This is a genomic window from Enterobacter sp. A103, assembly GCF_034427535.1.
Lineage (GTDB): Bacteria > Pseudomonadota > Gammaproteobacteria > Enterobacterales > Enterobacteriaceae > Enterobacter > Enterobacter asburiae_B.
In genome coordinates this window covers 138896-162828 of the sequence record NZ_JAXQPQ010000004.1, presented here as the reverse complement: position 1 = coordinate 162828, position 23933 = coordinate 138896, and the positions used below count along the sequence as shown (strand labels likewise).

21 protein-coding genes are annotated in these 23933 nt (G+C 58.2%); 7 read left to right on the top strand and 14 right to left on the bottom strand.

Annotated features, from left to right (window positions below):
• The first annotated feature begins 37 nt into the window (after positions 1-37).
• Positions 38-1765, top strand: a complete 1728-nt coding sequence (gene ptsI / locus SPH27_RS13370; protein ID WP_023332954.1) for a phosphoenolpyruvate-protein phosphotransferase PtsI — start codon at positions 38-40, stop codon at positions 1763-1765.
• 40 nt (positions 1766-1805) lie between these two features.
• Positions 1806-2315: a PTS glucose transporter subunit IIA gene (gene crr / locus SPH27_RS13365; RefSeq protein WP_003861316.1), complete on the top strand. Its 510-nt coding sequence runs from the start codon at positions 1806-1808 to the stop codon at positions 2313-2315.
• 44 nt (positions 2316-2359) lie between these two features.
• Here crr and pdxK read toward each other — a convergent pair whose 3' ends face one another.
• The 10 genes from pdxK to SPH27_RS13315 form a co-directional block, all read right to left on the bottom strand.
• Positions 2360-3196 carry a pyridoxine/pyridoxal/pyridoxamine kinase gene (pdxK, locus tag SPH27_RS13360; protein WP_182071343.1) on the bottom strand — a complete coding sequence of 279 codons (837 nt, stop codon included), beginning with the start codon at positions 3194-3196 and terminating at the stop codon, positions 2360-2362.
• A 5-nt stretch (positions 3197-3201) separates the two neighbouring features.
• Positions 3202-4113, bottom strand: a complete 912-nt coding sequence (gene cysM / locus SPH27_RS13355; protein ID WP_048974890.1) for a cysteine synthase CysM — start codon at positions 4111-4113, stop codon at positions 3202-3204.
• 113 nt (positions 4114-4226) lie between these two features.
• On the bottom strand, positions 4227-5321 hold the full coding sequence (gene cysA, locus SPH27_RS13350) for a sulfate/thiosulfate ABC transporter ATP-binding protein CysA (protein ID WP_008501607.1): 1095 nt from the start codon (positions 5319-5321) through the stop codon (positions 4227-4229).
• The gene (cysW, locus tag SPH27_RS13345; RefSeq protein WP_023308733.1) at positions 5311-6186 is read right to left on the bottom strand and encodes a sulfate/thiosulfate ABC transporter permease CysW; all 876 of its coding nucleotides are present in this window, start codon (positions 6184-6186) and stop codon (positions 5311-5313) included. The genes cysA and cysW overlap by 11 nt, the downstream gene beginning before the upstream one ends.
• Positions 6186-7019, bottom strand: coding sequence for a sulfate/thiosulfate ABC transporter permease CysT (gene cysT / locus SPH27_RS13340; protein WP_004123378.1), 834 nt, complete (start codon positions 7017-7019; stop codon positions 6186-6188). Before cysT ends, cysW begins: the two co-directional genes overlap by 1 nt.
• Entirely contained in the window at positions 7019-8032 is a 1014-nt protein-coding gene (locus SPH27_RS13335) for a sulfate ABC transporter substrate-binding protein (RefSeq protein WP_023308734.1), read from the bottom strand. The genes cysT and SPH27_RS13335 overlap by 1 nt, the downstream gene beginning before the upstream one ends.
• A 172-nt stretch (positions 8033-8204) precedes the next feature.
• Positions 8205-9104, bottom strand: coding sequence for a Dyp-type peroxidase (locus tag SPH27_RS13330; RefSeq protein WP_182071344.1), 900 nt, complete (start codon positions 9102-9104; stop codon positions 8205-8207).
• A gap of 92 nt (positions 9105-9196) precedes the next feature.
• Positions 9197-9772, bottom strand: a complete 576-nt coding sequence (locus SPH27_RS13325; protein WP_182071345.1) for an RpoE-regulated lipoprotein — start codon at positions 9770-9772, stop codon at positions 9197-9199.
• A gap of 63 nt (positions 9773-9835) precedes the next feature.
• Complete coding sequence (locus SPH27_RS13320) at positions 9836-10285, bottom strand: DUF2919 domain-containing protein (RefSeq protein ID WP_058841577.1); 450 nt, start codon at positions 10283-10285, stop codon at positions 9836-9838.
• Positions 10272-10697, bottom strand: coding sequence for a GNAT family acetyltransferase (locus tag SPH27_RS13315; RefSeq protein WP_024907604.1), 426 nt, complete (start codon positions 10695-10697; stop codon positions 10272-10274). Before SPH27_RS13315 ends, SPH27_RS13320 begins: the two co-directional genes overlap by 14 nt.
• A gap of 212 nt (positions 10698-10909) precedes the next feature.
• Here SPH27_RS13315 and amiA point away from each other — a divergent pair, with 212 nt between their 5' ends.
• Together amiA and hemF are read left to right on the top strand one after the other, a co-directional pair.
• Positions 10910-11785 carry an N-acetylmuramoyl-L-alanine amidase AmiA gene (amiA, locus tag SPH27_RS13310; protein WP_023308739.1) on the top strand — a complete coding sequence of 292 codons (876 nt, stop codon included), beginning with the start codon at positions 10910-10912 and terminating at the stop codon, positions 11783-11785.
• Positions 11785-12684: an oxygen-dependent coproporphyrinogen oxidase gene (gene hemF / locus SPH27_RS13305; protein ID WP_039263704.1), complete on the top strand. Its 900-nt coding sequence runs from the start codon at positions 11785-11787 to the stop codon at positions 12682-12684. Before amiA ends, hemF begins: the two co-directional genes overlap by 1 nt.
• A gap of 79 nt (positions 12685-12763) precedes the next feature.
• Here hemF and maeB read toward each other — a convergent pair whose 3' ends face one another.
• Positions 12764-15043: an NADP-dependent oxaloacetate-decarboxylating malate dehydrogenase gene (maeB, locus tag SPH27_RS13300; RefSeq protein WP_023308741.1), complete on the bottom strand. Its 2280-nt coding sequence runs from the start codon at positions 15041-15043 to the stop codon at positions 12764-12766.
• Between the two features lie 289 nt (positions 15044-15332).
• On the opposite strand from maeB, the gene tal reads away from it, so the two are divergent.
• A complete protein-coding gene (tal, locus tag SPH27_RS13295) occupies positions 15333-16283 on the top strand; it encodes a transaldolase (protein WP_033146157.1) in 951 nt (316 codons plus the stop codon).
• Between the two features lie 19 nt (positions 16284-16302).
• The gene (gene tkt, locus SPH27_RS13290; protein ID WP_048978873.1) at positions 16303-18291 is read left to right on the top strand and encodes a transketolase; all 1989 of its coding nucleotides are present in this window, start codon (positions 16303-16305) and stop codon (positions 18289-18291) included.
• A 4-nt stretch (positions 18292-18295) separates the two neighbouring features.
• On the opposite strand, the gene SPH27_RS13285 is transcribed toward tkt, so the two are convergent.
• From SPH27_RS13285 to aegA, 3 genes are all read right to left on the bottom strand, one after another.
• The gene (locus tag SPH27_RS13285) at positions 18296-19339 is read right to left on the bottom strand and encodes a DUF1176 domain-containing protein (protein WP_096150412.1); all 1044 of its coding nucleotides are present in this window, start codon (positions 19337-19339) and stop codon (positions 18296-18298) included.
• Positions 19340-19440: 101 nt separating this feature from the next.
• Entirely contained in the window at positions 19441-20034 is a 594-nt protein-coding gene (gene nudK, locus SPH27_RS13280) for a GDP-mannose pyrophosphatase NudK (protein WP_182071346.1), read from the bottom strand.
• A gap of 66 nt (positions 20035-20100) precedes the next feature.
• Positions 20101-22077 (bottom strand): formate-dependent uric acid utilization protein AegA, encoded by a 1977-nt coding sequence (gene aegA, locus SPH27_RS13275; RefSeq protein WP_182071347.1) that lies wholly within the window; start codon positions 22075-22077, stop codon positions 20101-20103.
• A 152-nt stretch (positions 22078-22229) separates the two neighbouring features.
• Here aegA and narQ point away from each other — a divergent pair, with 152 nt between their 5' ends.
• On the top strand, positions 22230-23924 hold the full coding sequence (narQ, locus tag SPH27_RS13270) for a nitrate/nitrite two-component system sensor histidine kinase NarQ (protein WP_182071348.1): 1695 nt from the start codon (positions 22230-22232) through the stop codon (positions 23922-23924).
• Positions 23925-23933 lie beyond the last annotated feature (9 nt).

Sequence of the window (23933 nt, the reverse complement as noted above, 5' to 3'; positions counted from 1 at the left end):
GGTTCTTTTAAATATCAGTCACAAGTAAGGTAGGGTTATGATTTCAGGCATTTTAGCATCCCCGGGTATCGCTTTCGGCAAAGCACTGCTGCTGAAAGAAGACGAGATCGTCATCGACCGGAAAAAAATTTCTGCCGACAAGGTTGATCAGGAAGTTGAACGTTTTCTGAGCGGTCGTGCCAAGGCATCTGCGCAACTGGAAGCAATCAAAACTAAAGCTGGCGAAACTTTCGGTGAAGAAAAAGAAGCCATCTTCGAAGGGCACATCATGCTGCTCGAAGATGAGGAGCTGGAGCAGGAAATCATAGCCCTGATTAAAGATAAAGGCATGACGGCCGACGCGGCTGCGCATGAAGTTATCGAAGGTCAGGCAACTGCCCTGGAAGAACTGGATGATGAATACCTGAAAGAGCGTGCGGCTGACGTACGTGACATCGGTAAGCGCCTGCTGCGCAACATTCTGGGTCTGGCCATTATCGACCTGAGCGCGATTCAGGATGAAGTTATCCTGGTTGCCGCTGACCTCACCCCGTCTGAAACCGCACAGCTGAACCTGAAAAAGGTCCTCGGTTTCATCACCGACGCGGGTGGCCGTACCTCGCACACCTCTATCATGGCGCGCTCTCTGGAACTGCCTGCCATCGTGGGTACCGGTAGCGTCACCTCTCAGGTGAAAAACGGCGACTATCTGATTCTGGATGCCGTAAACAATCTGGTTTACGTCAACCCAACCAATGAAGAGATCGATAAACTGCGCGCGGTTCAGGAGCAGGTTGCGACTGAAAAAGCCGAACTCGCTAAGCTGAAAGACCTGCCAGCCATCACCCTGGACGGCCATCAGGTAGAAGTGTGCGCAAACATCGGTACCGTCCGCGACGTTGATGGCGCTGAGCGCAACGGTGCGGAAGGCGTAGGTCTCTATCGTACAGAATTCCTGTTCATGGACCGCGACGCGCTGCCAACGGAAGAAGAGCAGTTTGCTGCCTATAAAGCCGTGGCTGAAGCGTGTGGTTCTCAGGCGGTTATCGTCCGTACCATGGACATCGGCGGCGACAAAGAGCTGCCGTACATGAACTTCCCGAAAGAAGAGAACCCGTTCCTGGGCTGGCGTGCAATCCGTATCGCGATGGATCGTAAAGAGATCCTGCGTGACCAGGTTCGCGCGATCCTGCGTGCCTCTGCTTTCGGTAAACTGCGCATCATGTTCCCGATGATCATCTCTGTTGAAGAAGTGCGTGCACTGAAGAAAGAGATCGAAATCTACAAACAGGAACTGCGCGACGAAGGTAAAGCGTTTGACGAGTCAATCGAGATCGGCGTAATGGTGGAAACACCTGCGGCGGCGACCATTGCGCGTCATTTAGCCAAAGAAGTTGATTTCTTTAGTATCGGCACCAATGATTTAACGCAGTACACCCTGGCAGTTGACCGTGGTAATGATATGATTTCACATCTCTACCAGCCAATGTCACCGTCCGTACTGAACTTGATCAAGCAAGTTATTGATGCTTCTCATGCAGAAGGTAAATGGACTGGCATGTGTGGTGAGCTTGCAGGCGACGAACGTGCTACACTTCTGTTGCTGGGTATGGGTCTGGACGAATTCTCTATGAGCGCCATTTCCATCCCGCGCATTAAGAAGATTATCCGTAACACGAACTTCGAAGATGCGAAGGTGTTAGCAGAGCAGGCTCTTGCTCAACCGACAACGGACGAGTTAATGACGCTGGTTAACAAGTTCATTGAAGAAAAAACAATCTGCTAATCCACGAGATGCGGCCCAAATTACTGCTTAGGAGAAGATCATGGGTTTGTTCGATAAACTGAAATCTCTGGTTTCTGATGATAAGAAAGACTCCGGAACTATTGAGATTGTTGCTCCGCTCTCCGGCGAGATCGTCAACATCGAAGACGTGCCGGATGTAGTGTTTGCTGAGAAAATCGTTGGTGATGGCATTGCTATCAAACCAACTGGCAACAAAATGGTTGCTCCAGTTGACGGCACCATCGGTAAAATTTTTGAAACCAACCATGCGTTCTCTATCGAATCTGATAGCGGTATCGAACTGTTCGTTCACTTCGGTATCGACACCGTTGAACTGAAAGGCGAAGGCTTCAAACGTATCGCGGAAGAAGGCCAGCGTGTTAAAGTTGGCGACCCGGTAATTGAATTCGATCTGCCACTGCTGGAAGAAAAAGCCAAGTCTACCCTGACGCCGGTTGTTATCTCCAACATGGACGAAATCAAAGAACTGATCAAACTGTCTGGCAGCGTCACCGTGGGTGAAACCCCGGTTATCCGCATCAAGAAGTAATTCTTGCCGCACAGAAAAATGGCGCCTTCGGGCGCCATTTTTGTTTATGCCGGTAGGATAAGCTCGTCGTAGCCCTTCGACTGGGTATAGAGCATCACGTCAGTCACCCGATCGCCGGCCATGCGAATGGCATCGGCAACGGTTTTCCCCTCAACAATTCCGCTCACCAGTTCTGAACAGAACAGGTCGCCCGTCCCTTTCAGATCGGTTTCTACGCGCGGATGCGCGCTGACGGTCACGCCTTCATTCGTCACCAGCACCACGTGGATGTTTTCCGGGTCATCGGCCACCGGCGCGCTGGTGATCGCCACCCATTTCAGGCTATCGGAGAGCAGTCCCTGCGCCGCCGCGATGGCGCTTTCCGGCGTACGGCACGGTTTGCCGCTTAACACTTCCAGCTCATAGACGTTTGGTGTGATCCCCTGCGCCAGCGGCAGCAGGTGTTCCCGATATGCCTGCGGGATCTCGGGCTTGACGTACATTCCGCTGTCGATATCGCCGATAACCGGGTCGACCAGCACCAGCAGGTCTGGATGCTGCGCTTTGACCGCCTTCAGCCATTGAGCCAGCAGGACGATCTGGCTGGCGCTGCCCATATAGCCGGTGGTGACCGCTTTAAGCTCGCGCAGGATCTCGCGCTCTTCCAGTGCCCTAAGATAGCCGCTGAACCACTCGTCGGGGATCACCCCACCATAAAACGTGTCGTAATGCGGCGTGTTGCTAAACAGTACCGTCGGCACGGCGGTGACGTTCAGCCTGTGGGTACGAATATTCGGTACCGCAATGCTGTTCCCCACGCTGCCGTAAACCACCTGCGACTGCACGGCGACAATGTCGGTTTGCTGCGCCCGGGTGTTATCCCGGAATAGAATCATCTCCATGACGCTTAAATCCCCGCCCCCTGCGAATAACTCTCTTCACCAAAGACGCCGGTAGACAGATAGCGATCGCCGCGATCGCAAATAATCGCCACCACTACCGCCCCCGGGTTTGCCTGCGCTACCCGAATCGCACCCGCTACCGCGCCGCCCGAGCTGACGCCGCAGAAGATACCTTCGCGCACGGCCAGCTCACGCATGGTATTTTCCGCCTCGCGCTGGTGAAGATCCAGCACCTGATCCACCAGCTGCGCATTAAAAATGCCGGGCATATACTCCGCCGGCCAGCGGCGAATCCCCGGAATGCTGCTCCCCTCTTCCGGCTGGAGGCCAACGATGGTGACGGTTTTTTCCTGCTCGCGCAGAAAACGCGATACCCCGGTAATGGTGCCTGTGGTGCCCATGCTGGAGACAAAATGGGTGATACGCCCGTCGGTTTGCTGCCAGATTTCCGGGCCGGTGGTGGTGTAGTGCGCGTACGGGTTGTCCGGATTGTTGAACTGATCCAGCAGTTTACCTTCACCGCGCCCGGCCATCTCCAGCGCTAAGTCGCGCGCGCCTTCCATTCCCTGCTCTTTGCTCACCAGAATCAGCTCGGCCCCGTAGGCACGCATCGCGGCGCGGCGTTCCTGGCTCATGTTGTCCGGCATCAGCAGCTTCATGCGGTAGCCTTTCAGCGCAGCAATCATCGCCAGGGCGATACCGGTGTTGCCGCTGGTGGCCTCAATCAGCACGTCGCCTGGCTTAATTTCTCCGCGTTTTTCGGCCTGGACAATCATCGACAGCGCCGCACGGTCTTTCACCGACCCCGCCGGGTTATTGCCTTCGAGTTTGACCCAGATTTCGCTGCCGTTGTCCGGCCCCGTGCGCTGAAGCTTGACCAAAGGAGTGTTGCCGATGGTGTTTTCTAATGTATTCATGATCGCTGTCCAATAAAAAGCCCGGTGGCGCTTAGCTTACCGGGCCTACAGACGTCATATTGTAGGCCGGGTAAGCGCAGCGCCACCCGGCAAAACTACGTAATCCTAACCTATCAGGCTGACTCCGCCAGAGCAATATCCTCGCGCGTCTCGATGCGCTCCTTCCCGTGATAAATACGGGCGTGCTGCAAACCAACAAACAGGCGCTCACCCCGGTGCGGCGGCACGTCGTCGCGCATGACCACGGTCAGCGGCTCGGTATACCAGCCCAGCGGCTGTACCACCAATTGGGTGTAGTGACCTTTAGGGCTAGCTTCCAGCACCTGCACCGGCAGCGGTGAATCCAGGCTGGTTCGGCGGCTCACGTCCACTTCCCACGGACGCAGGAACAGATCGACCGGCCCCTGATGCGCGGAGGTATAGCCCAGCGGCCAGCGATGCGCGCCAACGTGGAACTGTCCGCCGCGAATAGTGCCCTGCAGACGGTTTACCTCGCCCATAAACTCCAGCACGAAGCGGGTCGCCGGTTCACGCCAGAGCTGCTCCGGCTCGTCAACCTGCTCAATGTTGCCCTGGCTCATGACCACCACGCGATCCGCAACTTCCATCGCCTCTTCCTGATCGTGGGTCACGAAGACGCTGGTGAATTTCAGCTCTTCATGCAGCTGACGCAGCCAGCGGCGCAGCTCTTTACGCACCTGCGCATCCAGCGCGCCGAAGGGTTCATCCAGCAGCAGAATTTGCGGCTCAACGGCCAGCGCGCGCGCCAGCGCCACGCGCTGTTTCTGTCCGCCGGACAGCTGGGCCGGGAAACGATCCGCCAGGTGAGCCAGCTGCACCATCTCCAGCAGTTTGGTCACTTTCGCCTTAATGGTTGCCGCATCCGGACGTTCGCGACGCGGCAGCACGGTCAGGCCAAACGCGATGTTGTCGAACACGGTCATGTGGCGGAACAGCGCGTAGTGCTGGAACACAAAGCCTACTTTACGATCGCGGGCGTGCAGACGGCTCACGTCGGTGCCGTGGAAGCGGATGTGCCCGCTGGTCTGATGCTCAAGCCCGGCGATAATACGCAGCAGCGTGGTTTTACCCGAGCCGGACGGCCCCAGCAGCGCCACCATTTGTCCGGAAGGGATATCCAGCGAGATATCATTCAGCACCTGGGTGCGACCAAAAGACTTCTTAATATTGGCAATCTCAATGCTCATGATTTCCCTCCTGATGCTGACGTTTTTCCTGATTTTCTAAACGCCACTGCACCACACTCTTCAAAAACAGGGTCAAGATGGCCATCAGCGTCAGCAACGCTGCGGCAGTAAACGAGCCGATGGTGTTGTAGTCCTGCTGCAGCAGCTCAATCTGGAGCGGCAGCGACAGGGTTTCACCCCGGATGGAGCCGGAGACGACGGAAACGGCACCGAACTCGCCAATCGCGCGGGCGTTGGTCAGCACCACGCCGTAAAGCAGCGCCCAGCGGATATTCGGCAGCGTCACGCGACGGAACATCTGCCAGCCGGAAGCGCCCAGCAGCACCGCCGCTTCGTCTTCGTTGCTCCCCTGGCTTAACATCACCGGCACCAGCTCACGCACCACAAACGGACAGGTCACGAAGATGGTGACCAGCACCATGCCCGGCCAGGCGAACATGATCTGCAGGTTATGCTCGTCCAGCCAGCCGCCCAACGGGCCGTTGGAGCCGTAAAAGAGCAGGTACACCAGACCCGCCACCACCGGCGATACGGCGAAAGGAATGTCCAGCAGGGTCAGCAGCAGCTGACGTCCCGGGAAGTTAAAGCGGGTTACCAGCCAGGCCAGCAGGGTCCCGAACACGAGGTTCACCGGCACGGTGATCAGCGCAATCAGCACGGTCAGCCAGATGGCATGCAGCATATCCGGGTTCGCCAGGTTTTCCAGCGCGGGCATCAGGCCCTTGCTGAATGCCTGAACGAAGATATAAACCGTCGGCACGACGAGAATGAGGGCGGAAACCAGCACGCCCGCCCCAATCAGAAACCATTTACCCCAATTAATGCGGGGTGCATCGTATCGCTTCAATTGCGTAACTTCCGCCATCAGTGACCTACCACACGTCGACCAAAGCGACTTTGCAGAGTGTTAATCGAGTACAGCAGCAGCAGCGAGGCCGCCAGGATCACCGAGGCAATCGCGCTCGCCGCCGGATAATCAAACTCCTGCAAACGGATAAAAATCATCAGCGAGGTGACTTCTGTTTTCCAGGCGATGTTCCCGGCGATAAAAATCACCGCGCCGAACTCACCGAGGCTGCGGGTAAACGACAGCGCGACGCCCGCCATCAGCGCCGGAGAGAGCTCCGGCAAAACCACCTTGCGGAAGCTCTGCCAGCGCGTGGCGCCCAGCGTTTCCGCCGCTTCTTCGTATTCCGGACCCAACTCTTCCAGCACCGGCTGCACGGTACGGACCACAAACGGGATGCTTGTAAAGGCCATCGCCACCGCGATACCGAGCCAGGTGTAGGTCACTTTGATGTCGAATTTCGCCAGCCACTCGCCGTACAGCCCGTTCACGGAGAAGAGCGACGCGAGGGTTAAGCCCGCCACCGCCGTCGGCAGCGCAAACGGCAGATCCATCAGGGCGTCAAGCAGCGTGCGGCCCGGGAAGCGATAGCGGGTTAAGATCCACGCCATCAGCAGGCCAAACACGCCGTTAAAAATGGAGGCGACAAACGCCGACAGCAGCGTCACCTTATAGGCCGCCACCACCTGCGGGTTGGTGACCACGTCCCAGTACTGCGCCCAGCTCATCTGAGCAAGCTGCATCACCAGCGCGCTGAGCGGCAACAGCAGGATCAGGCAGACGAACAGCAGGCTGGTCCCGAGGCTTAAGGTAAAGCCCGGCAGCACGCGTTTTGTCGAAACTGCAAACATTACTTATGCCCCGCCGCCAGCAGTTTGTCTAACTCACCGCCGCTGGCAAAATGCGTTTTCATCACATCAGGCCAGGAGCCGAAATGATCTTCCACGCGGAACAAATCGGTCTGCGGGAACTTATCTTTCAGCTTGTTCATTACGTCCGGGTTATTCACGCGGTAGTAGTAATCGGTAATGATGGTCTGCGCCTGCGGGCTGTACAGGTAGTTGAGATAGGCTTTTGCCGCTTTCTCGGTACCGTTCGCCTGCACGTTTTTATCCACCCACGCCACCGGGAACTCGGCCAGGATGTTGGTTTTCGGGATAACGACCTCGAAGCCCTGCGCTTCGTACTGTTTGCGGATGTTATTCACTTCCGATTCAAAGCTGATCAGCACGTCGCCGAGACCGCGTTCCGCGAAGGTCGTGGTCGCCCCGCGGCCGCCGGTATCAAACACTTCGACGTTTTTCAGGAACTGGGTCATGAACTGCTCGGTTTTGGCTTTATCGTTACCGTCAGCCTTGTCCGCCGCGCCCCACGCGGCTAAATAGGTATAACGCGCGTTACCGGAAGTTTTTGGATTAGGGAAAATCAGCTTCACGTCGGAACGCACCAGGTCGCTCCAGTCGTGGATATTCTTCGGGTTGCCCTTACGCACCAGGAAGCCCATGGTGGAATAGAACGGGGAGCTGTTGTTCGGCAGTCGGCTCTGCCAGTCGGCCGGGATCAGCTTGCCTTTGTCGTGTAGGATCTGCACGTCAGTCACCTGGTTGTAGGTCACCACATCCGCTTTCAGGCCCTGCAAAATCGCCAGCGCCTGCTTGGACGACCCGGCGTGGGACTGCTTGATAGTCAGCTTGTCGCCGTTATTGTCTTTCGCCCACTGCTGTTCAAACGGTGGATTAAGGGCGGCAAACAGCTCGCGGGAGACGTCATACGAACTGTTTAACAGTTCAGTCGCCTGCGCCTGTGCCACCAGCAGTAAACCTGCCAGCGCCAGAGTTCCTTTTTTCAGTACAGTAACGGCCATTGCGCACCCTTATAAATGTGATGACTATCTTATAGTCATAATATTTATAACGGGGATGAAAGGAGTAACGGTTTTATATACCGTTTGGTGATTTAGAAGCAGAAAAGGGAATAAGGGGGAGGCCTGATGCCCTCACCCCGGCCCTCTCCCACAGGGAGAGGGAGAAAGGACATTACAGCGCCAGCAGACGCTCAACGGACGGCGCAAAGTAGTAGCCGCCGGTCACCGGTTTGGTGAAGCGCAGCATGGCGTCGCGCTTGCCGTCGGTATCGCCGAACATGCTCAGCAGCTGCTGCTCAATGTTATGCAGCCGCGCGCAGTACGCGCAGAAGTAGAGGCCGTGCGTGCCGCTTGCCGTGCCGTACGGCAGGCTCTGGCGGACAATCTTCAGCCCTTTGCCGTCTTCTTTCAGGTCAACGCGGGTCAGGTGAGAAGTTACAGGACGGTCGTCGCCGTCGATCTCTTCGTTGGCTTCTTTAGTGCGGCCAATCATCATCTCCTGGTCGTGCACGCTCATGCGGTTAAGCTGCTTGAGGTTGTGCTCCCAGCGCTGAACGAACACGTAGCTGCCGCCCGCGTCCACGCCGTCTTTGATTACCGCGACTTCACGACGCGTCTCTTCGCCCGCCGGGTTTTCGGTGCCGTCGACGAAGCCGCTCAGATCGCGCTCTTCCACCCAGCGGAAGCCGTGAACCTCTTCCTGCACCTCAACGCTGTCGCCAAAGGCCGCTACTGCCGCCTGGGCAACGGAGAAATTCACGTCGTGACGCAGGGAGAGAATATGGATCAGCACGTCGTACTGGGTTGCCGGAGCCAGACCTTTGCCGTAAGGGATGAAGTCTTTCAGCTCTTCCGCCCCTTCGCCACCGCTCAGCTGACGCCAGACGTTATTGCCAAAGGCAACAACGGCGCCGAGGTGGGCTTCCGGGAATTTGGCCTGGAAGGTGGCCAGCTTATCAACAAACGCTTTACCGGCCGCACGCAGGGCATCCACGTCCCCTTTAACATTGGCTTCAATCCAAATCGCCGCGCGGCAATGTTCTGGCAAAATGCCACTCTGAACCTGAGACATCGCTCCTCCTGAAATAAAGATGCCACGTCAGCGTGGCATTGATGGCGGCTATTATACCCGGATTTCAGCGAGGCGGTTTGTTCAGGCGCAAATTACTGCTTCCAGAGTATTTTGCTCACTTTCCAGCTCTTAAGCGTGTCGTCGGACGGCATCAGTCCTTCCGGGCCGCTCCAGGTTCCGGTGAAGACATAGCTGATGTGCTGGCTGCCTTCGGCCTTACATTCCACCGCGACCTTGTCGTCAGACGGCAGGCTGGTGCAGTTGCCAAAGGCCTGCTTATAAAGGTCGCTGAACGGCGTACCCACCTTCACGCCGCTCGCCGTCGGAATATCTTCATCCATCACAGCAATTCGGTTTACGGTGCCTTTGTCACCGTTAATCACCAGCGCCAGCTTGTCGCCCTTCAGCGCTTCGTAATAGCGAACAATATTGCCATTATCCGTTTTCATGCCGCTGCGCAGGCGGTAATCGCTGCTGAGCGCATCCTGAATAGCGTCCTGATCCAGCGCCGTCGCGGCGGTAATTTTCCCCACGCCCTGCTCGGTGACTTCCGTTGATGAGCCAAACCAGTTCCACGGATACGCGGCGGACCAGTTAATGGAGGAGAGCGTCGAACAGCCGGTCAACGCCAGCGGGAGAGCGCATAAAAGTAAACGCAGCGATTTCATTGAAACGTCCTTTCTTGTTAAATCAACGCTTGTTGGAGTGCGACATCGGCAAAAAGTGCCGGATTAATCATCCTGATGGGCAAAACAGGCGCGAAGACGCGGGTTGGTCAACAGCCACAGCAGCGCCACAATATCGGCAACCACCAGCGCAACGCCGGTACCCGTCAGCGGTTCACCGTACCACCAGAGTACCGGCTGCCAGAAGAGCAGCGCAACCTGGGCGAGGATCAGCAGCCAGCGAAGCGCGCGCCAGAAACGTGGGATCGCATGCCGTCGTCCGCTGCACAAAAAAGCGATCACCGCCGGTACGCCCGGCAGCAAGCCGAGCCAGAAGGCGTCATGATCGGGATAAAAGAGATTCAGCAGCGTGTCGCCCTGCCCGCGCGACGCGGCGGCCATCACAAACAGCACCCAGGTTCGGGCCTGGAGCAGCAGAACGCACCAGAATAAAAAGGGCAGCCTGACGCGGCCCTGCGCGTCATAGTCAGCCGGATGGATCTCAGTACTCTTCATCTTCAATCAAACGCTTGCCCAGAGTCAGCACGTCAGCGTGTTCATAACCCAGACGCTCATACATGCCCAGCACCACGTCGTTATCTTCCCGCACCATGATCTGGATTTTCGGGCAGCCGCGGGCGATCAGCTTCTTCTCGAGCCGGTTCAGCAGCGCATTGGCAATGCCGCGGCCACGGTATTCCGGGTGGACGCCCAGATAATAGGCCGAGCCGCGGTGGCCGTCGTAACCGCCCATGACCGTTCCCACAACCTCGCCATTGACTTCCGCGACCAGAAACAGACTGACGTCGTGATTCACCTTACGTTCGATATCCATTTCCGGATCGTTCCACGGACGCAGCAGATCGCAGCGCTCCCAAAGGGTGATCACCTCTTCGAAATCTTCCTGGCGAAAAACGCGTATCTCCATGGTATTAACCGCCTTTTCGGGTTTAAAAACAGTGATTATGGCGCGAAGCTCGCCTTTCGCCAATAACCGGGGAAAATCTCGCCAAAATTTGGCATAATGTCACTTTGTCACGTATTGAAATGAAAAGTAAAACAATTCTCAACATGGACTGTCGTAACGGGAAACACGATACGATATAACACCAGGACCCCATTTTTTAGTATTCAGGCCGAATGAGCACATTCAAACCATTAAAAGCACTCACATCGCGTCGTCAGGTTCTCAAAGCGGGGCTGGCGGCCTTAACGTTAACGGGCATCGCAAAGCAGGCTCAGGCGAAAGACGAGAGCACGCTCAAAACCAGTAACGGACACAGCAAACCGAAAACTAAAAAGCCGGGCGCGAAGCGTCTGGTGATGCTCGATCCGGGCCACGGCGGTATTGATACCGGCGCCATCGGTAAAAACGGGTCGAAAGAAAAACACGTCGTGCTGGCAATTGCAAAAAACGTGCGCGCAATTTTACGCAGCAACGGCATTGACGCCCGTCTGACGCGCTCTGGCGACACCTTTATTCCGCTGTATGACCGCGTTGAGATCGCCCACCAGCACGGTGCGGATCTGTTTATGTCGATTCACGCCGACGGCTTTACCAACCCTTCCGCGGCCGGCGCCTCGGTGTTTGCACTCTCTAACCGTGGCGCCAGTAGCGCCATGGCAAAATACCTCTCCGACCGCGAAAACCGCGCGGATGAAGTCGCTGGGAAGAAAGCCACCGACAAAGACCACCTGCTACAGCAGGTGCTGTTCGACCTCGTGCAGACGGATACGATCAAAAACAGCCTGACGCTCGGCTCGCATATTCTGAAGAAAATTAAGCCGGTGCATCGTCTGCACAGCAAAGGAACCGAGCAGGCGGCGTTCGTGGTCCTGAAATCACCGTCCATTCCGTCCGTGCTGGTGGAAACATCCTTCATTACCAACCCTGAAGAAGAGCGGCTCCTCGGCACCACGGCGTTTCGTCAGAAGATCGCCAACGCTATCGCCTCCGGCATTATCAGTTACTTCAACTGGTTCGATAACCAAAAAGCGCACTCCAGGAAACGTTGATGAAACCCGATGCTCAACTGGTCAAAACCTTCCTGCTGCAGCTGCAGGATGAGATCTGCCAGAAACTGGCTGCCGCAGACGGCGGTGAATTTCAGGAAGATAACTGGCAGCGCGAGGCCGGGGGCGGCGGGCGCAGCCGGGTGTTGCGTAACGGCGGCATCTTCGAACAGGCAGGCGTGAATTTTTCCCACGTTCACGGCGACGCCATGCCCGCATCTGCGACGGCGCATCGTCCTGAACTGGCGGGCCGTAGCTTCGAGGCGATGGGCGTTTCGCTGGTAGTGCACCCGCACAACCCGTTCGTGCCGACGAGCCACGCCAACGTGCGCTTTTTCATTGCGGAAAAACCGGGCGCCGACCCGGTCTGGTGGTTCGGCGGCGGTTTCGATTTAACGCCATACTACGGCTTCGAAGAAGATGCCGTGCACTGGCACACCACCGCGCGGGATCTTTGCCTACCGTTTGGCGAAGACGTCTACCCGAAATTTAAAAAGTGGTGCGATGACTACTTTTACCTGAAGCACCGCGACGAGCAGCGCGGCATCGGCGGGCTGTTCTTTGACGATCTCAACGCGCCTGATTTTGATACCGCGTTCAGCTTTATGCGCGCGGTAGGCGAAGGCTATACCGACGCTTATCTGCCGATTGTCGAGCGCCGTAAAAATACCGACTACGGCGTGCGCGAGCGCGAGTTCCAGCTTTACCGCCGCGGGCGCTACGTGGAGTTCAACCTGGTGTGGGATCGCGGGACGCTGTTCGGCCTGCAGACCGGCGGGCGCACGGAGTCGATTCTGATGTCGATGCCGCCGCTGGTGCGCTGGGAGTACTGCTACGAGCCAAAAGAAGGCAGCCCGGAGGCTGCCTTGCGTGAGTTTATTCAGGTTCGGGACTGGGTGTAGCTGCCGGATGGCGCTGCGCTTATCCGGCCTACTCAACCCGTAGGTCGGGTAAGCGAACGCGCCACCCGACACCACGCGCTTACAGAGGCTGCGTCTGCGCCTCAACCACCGCCAGCGCCACCATGTTCACGATACGACGCACAGAGGCAATCGGCGTTAACACGTGCACCGGTTTCGCCACGCCCATCAGTACCGGCCCTACGGTCACCCCTTCAGAGCTGGAGACGCGCAGCAGGTTGTAGCTGATACGCGCCGCTTCCACGTTCGGCATAATCAGTATGTTGGCCGATCCCTTCAGCGGGCTGTCCGGCATACGTTCGTTACGGATGCTCTCCACCAGCGCGGCATCGCCGTGCATTTCCCCGTCAATCATCAGCTCCGGCGCACGCTCGCGCACCAGCTCCAGCGTCTGACGCATTTTGCACGCCGCCGCGGATTTAGACGAACCAAAGTTAGAGTGCGACAGCAGCGCCACCTTCGGCTCGATGCCAAAGCGACGGACGGTCTCGGCGGCCATCACGGTGATCTCCGCCAGCTCGTCCGGGGTCGGATCGTCGTTAACGTAGGTATCGGCAATAAAGGTGTTGCCGCTCGGCAGCAGCAGCGCGTTCATCGCCCCGGCGGTATGGACGCCGTCGCGATAGCCGAAGATCTCCTGCACCACGCTAAAGTGCTCGTGGTAGTCGCCGATGGTGCCGCAGATCAGCGCGTCCGCCTCGCCGCGATGCACCATGATCGCGCCGATCACCGTCGTGTTGCTGATGACCGCTTTCTGAGCCTGCTCCTGGGTGATCCCCCGGCGCTTCATGATCGCGTAGTATTCGCTCCAGTACTCTTTGAAGCGCGGATCGGATTCGTTGTTAACGATCTCGAAGTCGACGCCCGGCTTAATCTGCAGGCCCAGCTTCTGGATACGCATTTCAATCACGCTCGGACGACCAATCAGGATCGGTTTCGCCAGGCCTAAGGTGATCAGCTCCTGGGTGGCGTGCAGCACGCGCGCCTCTTCCCCTTCCGCCAGCACCACGCGCTTCGCATCGGCGCGCGCCTGGGAGAAGATCGGCTTCATGAAGAGGTTCGTTTTATAGACGAACTCGGTGAGCTTATCGACGTACGCGTCGAAATCATGAATCGGACGCGTCGCCACGCCGGAGTCCATCGCCGCTTTGGCAACGGCTGGCGCAATTTTAACAATCAGACGCGGGTCGAACGGTTTGGGAATGATGTAGTCCGGGCCGAAGCTCAGATCCTGATCGCCATACGCGGACGCAACCACTTCGCTCTGCTCGGCGTGCGCCAGCTCCGCGATGGCGTGAACGGCGGCAAGCTTCATCTCTTCGTTGATCGCCGTTGCGCCGACGTCCAGCGCGCCGCGGAAGATGAACGGGAAGCAGAGCACGTTGTTGACCTGGTTCGGGTAGTCCGAACGGCCGGTACAGATGATGGCGTCTTCACGCACCGCTTTCGCCAGCGGCGGCAGGATTTCCGGTTCCGGGTTCGCCAGGGCCAGGATCATTGGCGCACGCGCCATCTTCTTCACCATCTCCTGGGTCAGCACTTTCGGACCCGAGCAGCCGAGGAAGATATCCGCGCCGTCAATCACGTCGTCCAGGGTGCGCTTACCGTCGTCGTCGACCGCGTACGCCGCTTTGGTTTCCGCCATGTTCGGCTCGCGGTCTTTATAGATAACGCCTTTGGAGTCGCAGACCACAATGTTGTGTTTCTGCATACCCAGCGCCACCAGCAGGTTCATACAGGCGATGGCCGCGGCGCCTGCGCCAGAGACCACCATGCGCACGTCGGAGAGATTTTTCTCTACCACGCGCAGGCCGTTGAGGATCGCGGCGGTGCTGATAATCGCGGTTCCGTGCTGGTCATCATGGAACACGGGAATGTTCATACGCTCGCGCAGCTTCTGCTCGATATAGAAACATTCCGGCGCTTTGATGTCTTCCAGGTTAATCCCGCCGAAGGTCGGCTCCAGCGCGGCCACCACGTTGATGAATTTGTCAGGATCGAGTTCGTCCACCTCGATATCGAACACGTCGATACCGGCGAATTTCTTGAACAGTACCCCCTTCCCTTCCATCACCGGCTTACCGGCCAGCGCGCCAATGTTGCCCAGCCCCAGCACCGCCGTGCCGTTAGAGATCACGGCGACAAGGTTGCCGCGCGCGGTGTATTTGTAGGCCGCCAGCGGGTCTTTTTCGATTTCCAGACACGGGGCTGCGACGCCCGGCGAATAGGCCAGCGCCAGATCGCGCTGGGTTGCCAGCGGCTTGGTTGGGGAGACCTGGATTTTGCCCGGGACAGGGAACTCGTGAAAATCGAGGGCACTCTGTTTCAACTGCTCATCCATCTTATTTTTCCTTTCACGTATCGGTCAAAAGGGTGACGTAAGCGATCCTGATGCACACCCTGGTGTGCCGCCTAGTATCGCCTCAGGCCGCCTCCTAAACTTTGAAGGCAGCCAAACTCTCACCATCACACATTAAAAATTGTTATCAATTTATAACAGCCATGTTACCCGTCTCAAAAGCAATGCCTCCCCCGTCTGCTATGCTTTTTTGTTAAGTCCATCATGATTTTTCCAGAAGTGTGAACTAACGCACTCATCTAACTCTTTTATTTCCAAGGAGTAATCATTTATGAACCAGCTAGACGGCATCAAAAAATTCACCACCGTTGTTGCAGACAGCGGCGATATCGAGTCGATTCGCCACTATCAGCCGGAAGACGCGACCACCAACCCTTCGCTGCTGCTCAAAGCGGCCGGGCTTGCCCATTTTAGCCATCTGATTGATGACGCCATTGCCTACGGTAAACAGCGCGGGAAAACGCAGGAGCAGCAGGTCGCCGAAGCCAGCGATAAGCTGGCGGTTAATTTTGGTGCGGAAATTCTTAAAAGCATCCCGGGCCGCGTCTCGACCGAAGTCGACGCCCGCCTCTCGTTCGATAAAGAAAAGAGCATTAATAAGGCGCGTCGCCTGGTGGAACTGTACGAGGAGCAGGGGATCGATAAATCACGCATTCTGATCAAGCTGGCCTCCACCTGGGAAGGCATCCGTGCGGCAGAGGTGCTGGAAAAAGAAGGCATCCACTGCAACCTGACCCTGCTGTTCTCGTTTGCCCAGGCGCGCGCCTGCGCTGAAGCGGGCGTGTTCCTCGTCTCGCCGTTTGTCGGGCGCATCTACGACTGGTATCAGGCGAAACAGCCGATGGATCCGTACGTGGTGGATGAGGATCCGGGCGTGAAATCGGTCCGTAATATCTACGACTACTACAAACAGCACCGCTATGAAACCATCGTGATGGGGGCCAGCTTCCGCCGTACCGAGCAGATCCTCGCCCTGGCAGGCTGCGACCGTCTGACCATCTCCCCTAACCTGCTCCAGGAGCTCCAGGACAAAGAAGAAACGGTGATCCGCAAGCTGGTGCCGACCTCCACCGTTCTGCCAAAACCGAAAGCCATGACCGAAGCGGAATTCCGCTGGGAGCACAATCAGGACGCCATGGCCGTGGAAAAACTGGCGGACGGCATCCGCCAGTTCGCCGTCGACCAGCGCAAACTTGAAGATCTTCTCGCCGCCAAACTTTAACCTTGCCACGGAGTGAACTATGTCCCGTAAAGAGCTAGCCAATGCCATTCGCGCCCTCAGCATGGATGCCGTGCAAAAAGCCAATTCCGGCCACCCCGGCGCGCCGATGGGCATGGCTGATATTGCCGAAGTGCTGTGGAACGACTTTCTGAAGCACAACCCCAATGACCCGACCTGGTACGATCGCGACCGCTTTATTCTCTCCAACGGTCACGCCTCAATGCTGCTCTACAGCCTGCTGCACCTTTCCGGCTACGATCTGCCGCTTGAGGAGTTGAAAAACTTCCGCCAGCTGCACTCCAAAACGCCGGGGCACCCGGAAATTGGCTATACCCCGGGGGTGGAAACGACGACCGGACCACTCGGTCAGGGGCTGGCCAATGCGGTCGGGCTGGCGATTGCTGAACGCACGCTGGCGGCACAGTTTAACCAGCCGGACCACGAGATTGTCGACCACTACACCTACGTGTTTATGGGCGACGGCTGTCTGATGGAGGGGATCTCCCATGAGGTCTGCTCCCTGGCGGGCACGCTGGGGCTCGGCAAGCTGATTGGCTTCTACGATCACAACGGCATCTCCATCGACGGGGAGACCGAAGGCTGGTTTACCGACGACACGGCAAAACGCTTTGAAGCCTACCACTGGCACGTGGTGCACGAGATCGACGGTCACGATCCTGAGGCGGTGAAAAAAGCGATTCAGGAAGCGCAGAGCGTGAAGGATAAACCGTCCCTGATTATCTGCCGCACGGTCATCGGCTTCGGCTCGCCGAATAAGGCGGGCAAAGAGGAGGCGCACGGCGCGGCGCTGGGCGAGGAGGAAGTCGCGCTGACCCGGCAAAAGCTGGGGTGGAAACATCCACCGTTTGAGATCCCGAAAGAGATCTACAGAGCCTGGGATGCCCGTGAGGCGGGTGAAAAGGCCCAGCAGTCCTGGAACGAGAAGTTTGCCGCCTACAAAAAAGCGCACCCGGATCTCGCCGCCGAGTTTTCCCGCCGCATGAGCGGTGGCCTGCCGGAGGACTGGGACGATAGAACCCAGGCGCTGATTGAAAACCTGCAGTCCAACCCGGCGAAAATCGCCACCCGCAAGGCGTCGCAAAATACCCTGAACGCAATCGGCCCTCTTCTGCCCGAACTGCTCGGCGGCTCGGCGGATCTGGCGCCCAGCAACCTGACCATCTGGTCGGGCTCGAAATCGCTGAAAGAGGACATTGCCGGGAACTACATCCACTACGGCGTGCGCGAGTTTGGGATGACCGCGATTGCCAACGGCATCGCCCATCACGGCGGGTTTGTGCCGTACACCGCCACCTTCCTGATGTTCGTCGAGTACGCCCGTAACGCGGCGCGCATGGCGGCCTTAATGAAGGCGCGGCAGATTATGGTCTACACCCACGACTCCATCGGGCTGGGGGAAGACGGGCCTACGCACCAGGCGGTTGAACAGCTGGCGAGCCTGCGCCTGACGCCCAACTTCAGCACCTGGCGTCCGTGCGATCAGGTCGAAGCGGCGGTGGGCTGGAAGCTGGCGGTAGAACGCCACAATGGCCCAACGGCACTGATCCTGTCACGCCAGAACCTGGCGCAGATTGAGCGAACCCCGGAGCAGGTGAAAAACATCGCCCGCGGCGGCTACATCCTGAAGGACAGCGGCGGCAAGCCGGACGTGATCCTGATTGCGACCGGGTCCGAGGTGGAAATCACGGTGAAAGCGGCGGAGAAACTGACTGCCGAAGGACACGCGGTGCGCGTGGTGTCCCTGCCCTCAACGGATATTTTTGACGCCCAGGACGAGGCGTACCGGGAATCGGTCCTGCCGTCCAGCGTCGCGGCTCGCGTAGCGGTGGAAGCCGGTATTGCCGACTACTGGTACAAATATGTCGGGCTCAAAGGGGCGATTGTCGGCATGCGGGGCTACGGCGAGTCCGCCCCTGCCGATAAGCTGTTCCCGTACTTCGGCTTTACCGTTGAGAACGTGGTGGAGAAGGCGCTGAGCGTACTGTAGTGTTTTACCGCGTGATCCACAGCGTGGGCCAGGCATCTGGCCCGTTCCAGTTGTCGCAGCTGGGCTCCTCGGCGTAGCGCACCAGGCGGAAGCGCTGGCCGTCAAAACGCCAGCGCGTCTGGATCCCGCAATCGCCCAAACCGCGCCCCAGCGCGAGCGTTGTCAGCTCGCGCGTCTTTTCATCGAAGCTGGCGTTCATCAACTCCATTTCGCTCCCGTCGCCTGACGGCGTAAACGGCAGACGCAGCCTGACGCTGCGCGCGGTGAACGGTTTTTTACGCGATACCAGCCACGCCAGATCGACCGTGTTATAGGCCCCCGCCTCGCAGCTGACGATCAGCAGCGCTTTGTCATCGGTTAACGCGGTGACGCGTACTTCCCGGCGGTTAGGATCCAGCGAGCACTGGCTGGTGTTCATCCGCCCGGTACCATAGTCCAGCAGGTCGTTCAGTTCGGCGTGGGAGAGCGGCGTCGGGGTCGGGTTGACGACCGCCACCTTTTTAAGGGCAGGAGCAGGCGGAACGCTTAACGGCGGATCGTCACCTTTCTTGATCCACGCGGTTTCACTGCCGACGCGCTTTTGCTGCGCATCAATGAACAGCAGCGCGGCCTTAAGCCCGGTCAGTGAAATAACCTGCTTACCGTCGCGCAGGGTCAGGGCCTTCCCTTCCTGGATGTTTTTCAGAAAGGCGGTGATGGTGGCCGCATCGTCCGTTTTAAGATGCCAGGGCGTGAGCTGCCAGCGCTGTTTGTCCAGCTTCAGGGGAACGTTATCCAGCAGCAGCCGGGGGGCAATCTCTGGCTCTTTTACCGAGGGCGTATCAAGGCCGCCGAGATCGATACGCAGCGTGGCGTCCGTTTTCGCCCCGGCGCTACGGGTGAGCGTCATGACCAGACCACGGTGTTCACCCGTGTTGCGTGCGAGGCAAAAATTCTGGTTATTGCAGGTTACCTGCCAGTCGGAGAAGGCTTGCTGGGCAGGTGCAGCCCGCACCTGCGGCGCGAGGAGCACACAAAACAGGTAAAACAAAAAGACGCTGTAGCGCATGAATGACACAATCCCGGAACGAAAACGCTTAACTGGGCAGTATCTTCGTGTTCCCGCCGGGGTTGCTCAATCGGATTTATCAGATATACCCGAAAAACAGGCTATATCCGTTCGAAAGTGGTGTTCATCAGCCCGGTTGTCTGTAAATACTGCAGTAATATCACCGCTTTACCATCCCTGATTTCGCCTGAACGCATCATCTCCAGCGCCCGGGTAAAGGGAAGCTCCAGCACTTCGATATCTTCATCCTCCACGCCACCGCCGCGGTGAGTGCGCTGCGCGTCGCTGTATTCCGCAATGAAGAAATGCACAATTTCCGTTACGCCGCCCGGCGACATAAACAGTTCGAAGACCTTTTTGACCTCGCCCACTTCGAAGCCGGTCTCTTCCACGGCCTCTTTGCGGATACAAACTTCCGGCTCATCATCATCGAGCAGGCCCGCGCAGGTTTCAATCAGACGTCCGTCAGGGTTGCCATTAACCCATGTCGCCACCCTGAACTGACGGATCAGCACCACGCTCTGCTTTTCACGGTTATAGAGCAGAATGGTTGCCCCATTGCCGCGGTCGTAGACCTCGCGTTTGTGGCGGATCACCTCACCGTTGTTACGCGTAAGGTCATAGGTGATGTTACGCAGGACAAAGTAGTTTTCAGAGAGAATTTTGTCTTTGATAACGTCAATTTTCAGGGTCATACGGGCTCCACAACACAATGAGTCGTCCTATACTACGCCGTGAATCCCGCTTTGTCGCCCGCCGGTTTAATGATGTTTTGGGGCGTTAACTCCAAGCCAGTCGAGTATCCCCTGCGCCGCATGACGTCCTTCCGCCATTGCGGTCACCACAAGATCCGCACCGCGGACCGCATCGCCTCCGGCGAAGATCTGTGGGTTAGTCGTCTGATAACGGTAGCGGCTCTCAACCGAAGCAACGATCCGCCCCCGGTCATCCGTTTCGACACCCTGCGCCTGCAGCCACGGCATCGCGTGCGGGTTAAAACCAAACGCCATGATGACCGCATCAGCGGCCATCACGAACTCGCTGCCCGCTACCGGAACGGGCCGACGCCGTCCCTGCGCGTCCGGTTCACCGAGCTCGGTACGCAGCATCCGGATACCGTTGACCTTTCCGTCAGGATCCAGCGTCAGCTCAACCGGCTGGACGTTAAATTCAAACGCCGCGCCCTCTTCTCGGGCGTTCTTCACCTCTTTCTTCGAGCCAGGCATATTGGCCTCATCCCGACGATAGGCGCAGGTCACCTTTGCCGCGCCGTGGCGTAACGCGGTGCGGACGCAGTCCATCGCGGTATCGCCCCCGCCAAGCACCACCACGTTTAAGCCCTGGGTATCGATAAACGGTTCGCTGGCCGTCGACTCCAGCCCCATAACATGGCGCGTGTTACCTACAAGGAAAGGCAGCGCGTCATAGACCCCAGGCGCGTCTTCATGCGGGATACCCGCCTTCATCGAGCGGTAGGTTCCCACGCCAATAAACAGGGCGTCGTACTCGTGCTTTAACTGCGACATCGACACGTCCTGGCCCACCTCGCAGTTCAGCTCGAAGCGGATCCCCATCGCGGTAAATATCTCTCTGCGCCGCGCGAGCAGCGATTTGTCCAGCTTGAATGCCGGGATGCCAAAGGTCAGCAATCCGCCAATTTCCGGATGCCGGTCATAGACCGTCACACTCGCGCCGCTGCGCGCCAGCACGTCGGCGCACGCCAGCCCGGCGGGCCCCGCGCCGACGATCGCGACACGTTTACCTGTCGGCGTGACGGCGGACATATCCGGCCGCCAGCCCATCGCCAGCGCCCGATCGGAGATATAGCGCTCAATGTTACCGATGGTCACGGATCCCGCCTCTTCACGTATTGTGCAGGCACCCTCGCATAATCGGTCCTGCGGACAGACGCGGCCGGTAATTTCAGGTAAACAGTTGGTCTGATGTGAAAGCTCGACCGCGCCGGCGATATCCCCCGCGTTGAGGCGCTCGATCCACTGCGGGATGTGGTTATGCAGCGGGCAGGTCCATTCGCAAATGCTGTGCTCTCCGCATTTCAGGCAGCGCGACGCCTCGCGGGCGGCCTGCTCGTCCCGGAACGGCAGGTAAATTTCGTTAAAATGGCTCACGCGTTCTGCGGCAGCCAGCTTGTCGGGCTCGCCGCGTGGCGGGGTTGTTTGCATCTGATGCAGTTTGGTGCGCGAAGCGTCTTCTCTGACGGCTTCCGCGTGCCAGGGCTGCGCCTCCAGGCAGGCCGTGCGCTGGCGGCGCGATTTCGCCAGAGTATCAAGGACAGCAGGCGTCGCCAGTGAGAGGACATCTGCCGGGCAATTTTCGATACAGGCCGGGCCGCGTGGCCGCGTCAGACAGAGATCGCATTTATTCGCCGAGGCCTTCACGCCGCCGCTGTCGAGCGGGGTGACGATAATCTCCATCGTGCCAAACGGGCAGGCCACCACGCAGGCCTTACAGCCGATGCATTTTTGTTGATTCACCTGTACGTTGTCATCGCATTTGCTGATGGCGCCGTTCGGACAGCTTTGCGCGCAGGGCGCATTTTCACAGTGATGGCAGGTGACGGGGCTACTCTTCTCGCCGGACCTCAGGACCGTAATGCGGGGATGAAAATGGCGCTCGCTCAGGACGTGCTGCTCATCGTTGTGCGCCATCACGCAGGCCACTTCGCAGGCACGACACCCGATGCACTGCTGGCTGTTAGCCATAATAAAACGATTCATAACCACACCTGTTTTTGGTTCAATAACCTTATTCTTTGTATGAATAAGGTATTTACGCATCACGGCGCGATCGGGCAATGTTCAAATGCCCGGAATGCCGAATTATTTACAGTGAACCTGTAGCAGATCAATTTTATTCAGAGAGCCGTTCTGTGACCGTTAAACGACCCGTTTCCGGAAGCCTTGCCTGGGCTTTCTTTTCGATAATTGCCTTATCGGTGCTGACCAGTACCGTCGCGCTGCTGACGCTAGCCAGCAGCCAGCGTGACGCCGAAGCCATTAATATCGCGGGTTCGCTGCGCATGCAGAGCTATCGTCTGGGCTACGAGATGCAGCGCAACAGCCATGCCCTTGCCGCGCATCGCGACAGCTGGCAACGGACGCTGAGCGCGCCTGCCCTGCAGAAGCTGAACCGCTGGTACGTCCCGGACAATGTTAAAGCGCGCTACCAGCAGCTGCACGTGGCCTGGCTGGAGATGGATGCGCGCATCGCCCGCGGCGACAGCGCGTGGTATCAAACCCACATTGAGGATTTTGTCGGCCGTATTGATGCCTTTGTGCTCGCCCTTCAGCACTACACCGAACATAAAATCCAGACGGTGACCCTGCTCTCGCTGGCGGGCGCTCTCGGGATCCTGCTGCTGACGCTGTTTACGCTGCGACGCATCCGTCGCCAGGTGGTGTTGCCGCTTAACAATCTGGTGGCGGCCAGCGAACGGGTTGAGCGAGGGGAATTTGCAACCCCGGCGCCCGATACCGCCCTGCCGAACGAGCTGGGCCAACTCTCCCGCGCCTTCAACCACATGTCCGCCGAGCTGGCTACGCTCTACCGTTCGCTCGAAGCCTCGGTCGCGGAAAAGACTCGGCATCTGCGTGAAGCCCACCAGCAGCTCGACATGCTGTTCAAGTGCTCTCAGGCGCTGAATACCGGTCAGATAGACAGCCACTGCTTCCGGCATATCCTGCAGATTGTCCATGACTATACGCAGATGAATTATCTCGAACTGCGCACCAGCGACGACTGGCGGCTGTCTGAAGGGACGGAGTCACATGGCATTCCTCTGCAGCACCTGCCGGTACTGATGCAGGACACCCTTTACGGCGAGCTGCGCTGGCAAAGCGAGACGGACAGCGTCCCCCTTCCGCTGATGAGAAGCGTGGCGACCATGCTCGGGCGCGGGCTGTACTTTAACCAGGCGCAAAAACATTACCAGCAGCTGCTGCTGATGGAAGAGCGCGCCACCATTGCACGCGAGCTGCACGATTCGCTGGCGCAGGTGCTGTCGTATCTGCGCATTCAGCTTGCGCTGCTCAAACGCGCCGTGCCCGAGGAAAATACCCCGGCGCAGACCATCATCACCGACTTCTCCCGCGAGCTGAACAATGCCTGGCAGCAGCTGCGCGAGCTGCTTACCACCTTCCGCCTGACGCTGAACCACGCGAACTTACCCGCGGCGCTGCAGGAGTCCCTCGACGTCCTGCAGAGCCAGACGCAGGCGAAGCTGCATCTCGACTGCCGCCTCTCCTCGCTGGCGCTGGACGCGCAAAAGCAGGTGCATTTGCTGCAGATCGTGCGTGAGGCCGTGCTGAACGCCATTAAGCACGCGCAGGCCAGCGAGATCACCGTCAGCTGCGTGACCGCCGTGGACGGTACGCACAGCGTCAGCATTCGCGATAACGGCATCGGGATTGGCGAAGCCAGCGAGCCGCCGGGACACTACGGCCTGAACATTATGCGCGAACGCGCGCAACGGCTCGGCGGAATGCTGCACTTCTCGCAGCCGCAAAACGGCGGCACGCTGGTCAGCGTGACGTTCCCGGCGCCCGCGCCGTTAACGGGTAAATAACGGTAAAGG

What these genes read in the sequence shown, in the direction of transcription:
- ptsI (WP_023332954.1), top strand. Translation starts at nt 38, where the DNA reads ATGATTTCAGGCATTTTAGCATCCCCGGGTATCGCTTTCGGCAAAGCA.
- crr (WP_003861316.1), top strand. Translation starts at nt 1,806, where the DNA reads ATGGGTTTGTTCGATAAACTGAAATCTCTGGTTTCTGATGATAAGAAA.
- pdxK (WP_182071343.1), bottom strand. Translation starts at nt 3,196, where the DNA reads ATGGAGATGATTCTATTCCGGGATAACACCCGGGCGCAGCAAACCGAC.
- cysM (WP_048974890.1), bottom strand. Translation starts at nt 4,113, where the DNA reads ATGAATACATTAGAAAACACCATCGGCAACACTCCTTTGGTCAAGCTT.
- cysA (WP_008501607.1), bottom strand. Translation starts at nt 5,321, where the DNA reads ATGAGCATTGAGATTGCCAATATTAAGAAGTCTTTTGGTCGCACCCAG.
- cysW (WP_023308733.1), bottom strand. Translation starts at nt 6,186, where the DNA reads ATGGCGGAAGTTACGCAATTGAAGCGATACGATGCACCCCGCATTAAT.
- cysT (WP_004123378.1), bottom strand. Translation starts at nt 7,019, where the DNA reads ATGTTTGCAGTTTCGACAAAACGCGTGCTGCCGGGCTTTACCTTAAGC.
- SPH27_RS13335 (WP_023308734.1), bottom strand. Translation starts at nt 8,032, where the DNA reads ATGGCCGTTACTGTACTGAAAAAAGGAACTCTGGCGCTGGCAGGTTTA.
- SPH27_RS13330 (WP_182071344.1), bottom strand. Translation starts at nt 9,104, where the DNA reads ATGTCTCAGGTTCAGAGTGGCATTTTGCCAGAACATTGCCGCGCGGCG.
- SPH27_RS13325 (WP_182071345.1), bottom strand. Translation starts at nt 9,772, where the DNA reads ATGAAATCGCTGCGTTTACTTTTATGCGCTCTCCCGCTGGCGTTGACC.
- SPH27_RS13320 (WP_058841577.1), bottom strand. Translation starts at nt 10,285, where the DNA reads ATGAAGAGTACTGAGATCCATCCGGCTGACTATGACGCGCAGGGCCGC.
- SPH27_RS13315 (WP_024907604.1), bottom strand. Translation starts at nt 10,697, where the DNA reads ATGGAGATACGCGTTTTTCGCCAGGAAGATTTCGAAGAGGTGATCACC.
- amiA (WP_023308739.1), top strand. Translation starts at nt 10,910, where the DNA reads ATGAGCACATTCAAACCATTAAAAGCACTCACATCGCGTCGTCAGGTT.
- hemF (WP_039263704.1), top strand. Translation starts at nt 11,785, where the DNA reads ATGAAACCCGATGCTCAACTGGTCAAAACCTTCCTGCTGCAGCTGCAG.
- maeB (WP_023308741.1), bottom strand. Translation starts at nt 15,043, where the DNA reads ATGGATGAGCAGTTGAAACAGAGTGCCCTCGATTTTCACGAGTTCCCT.
- tal (WP_033146157.1), top strand. Translation starts at nt 15,333, where the DNA reads ATGAACCAGCTAGACGGCATCAAAAAATTCACCACCGTTGTTGCAGAC.
- tkt (WP_048978873.1), top strand. Translation starts at nt 16,303, where the DNA reads ATGTCCCGTAAAGAGCTAGCCAATGCCATTCGCGCCCTCAGCATGGAT.
- SPH27_RS13285 (WP_096150412.1), bottom strand. Translation starts at nt 19,339, where the DNA reads ATGCGCTACAGCGTCTTTTTGTTTTACCTGTTTTGTGTGCTCCTCGCG.
- nudK (WP_182071346.1), bottom strand. Translation starts at nt 20,034, where the DNA reads ATGACCCTGAAAATTGACGTTATCAAAGACAAAATTCTCTCTGAAAAC.
- aegA (WP_182071347.1), bottom strand. Translation starts at nt 22,077, where the DNA reads ATGAATCGTTTTATTATGGCTAACAGCCAGCAGTGCATCGGGTGTCGT.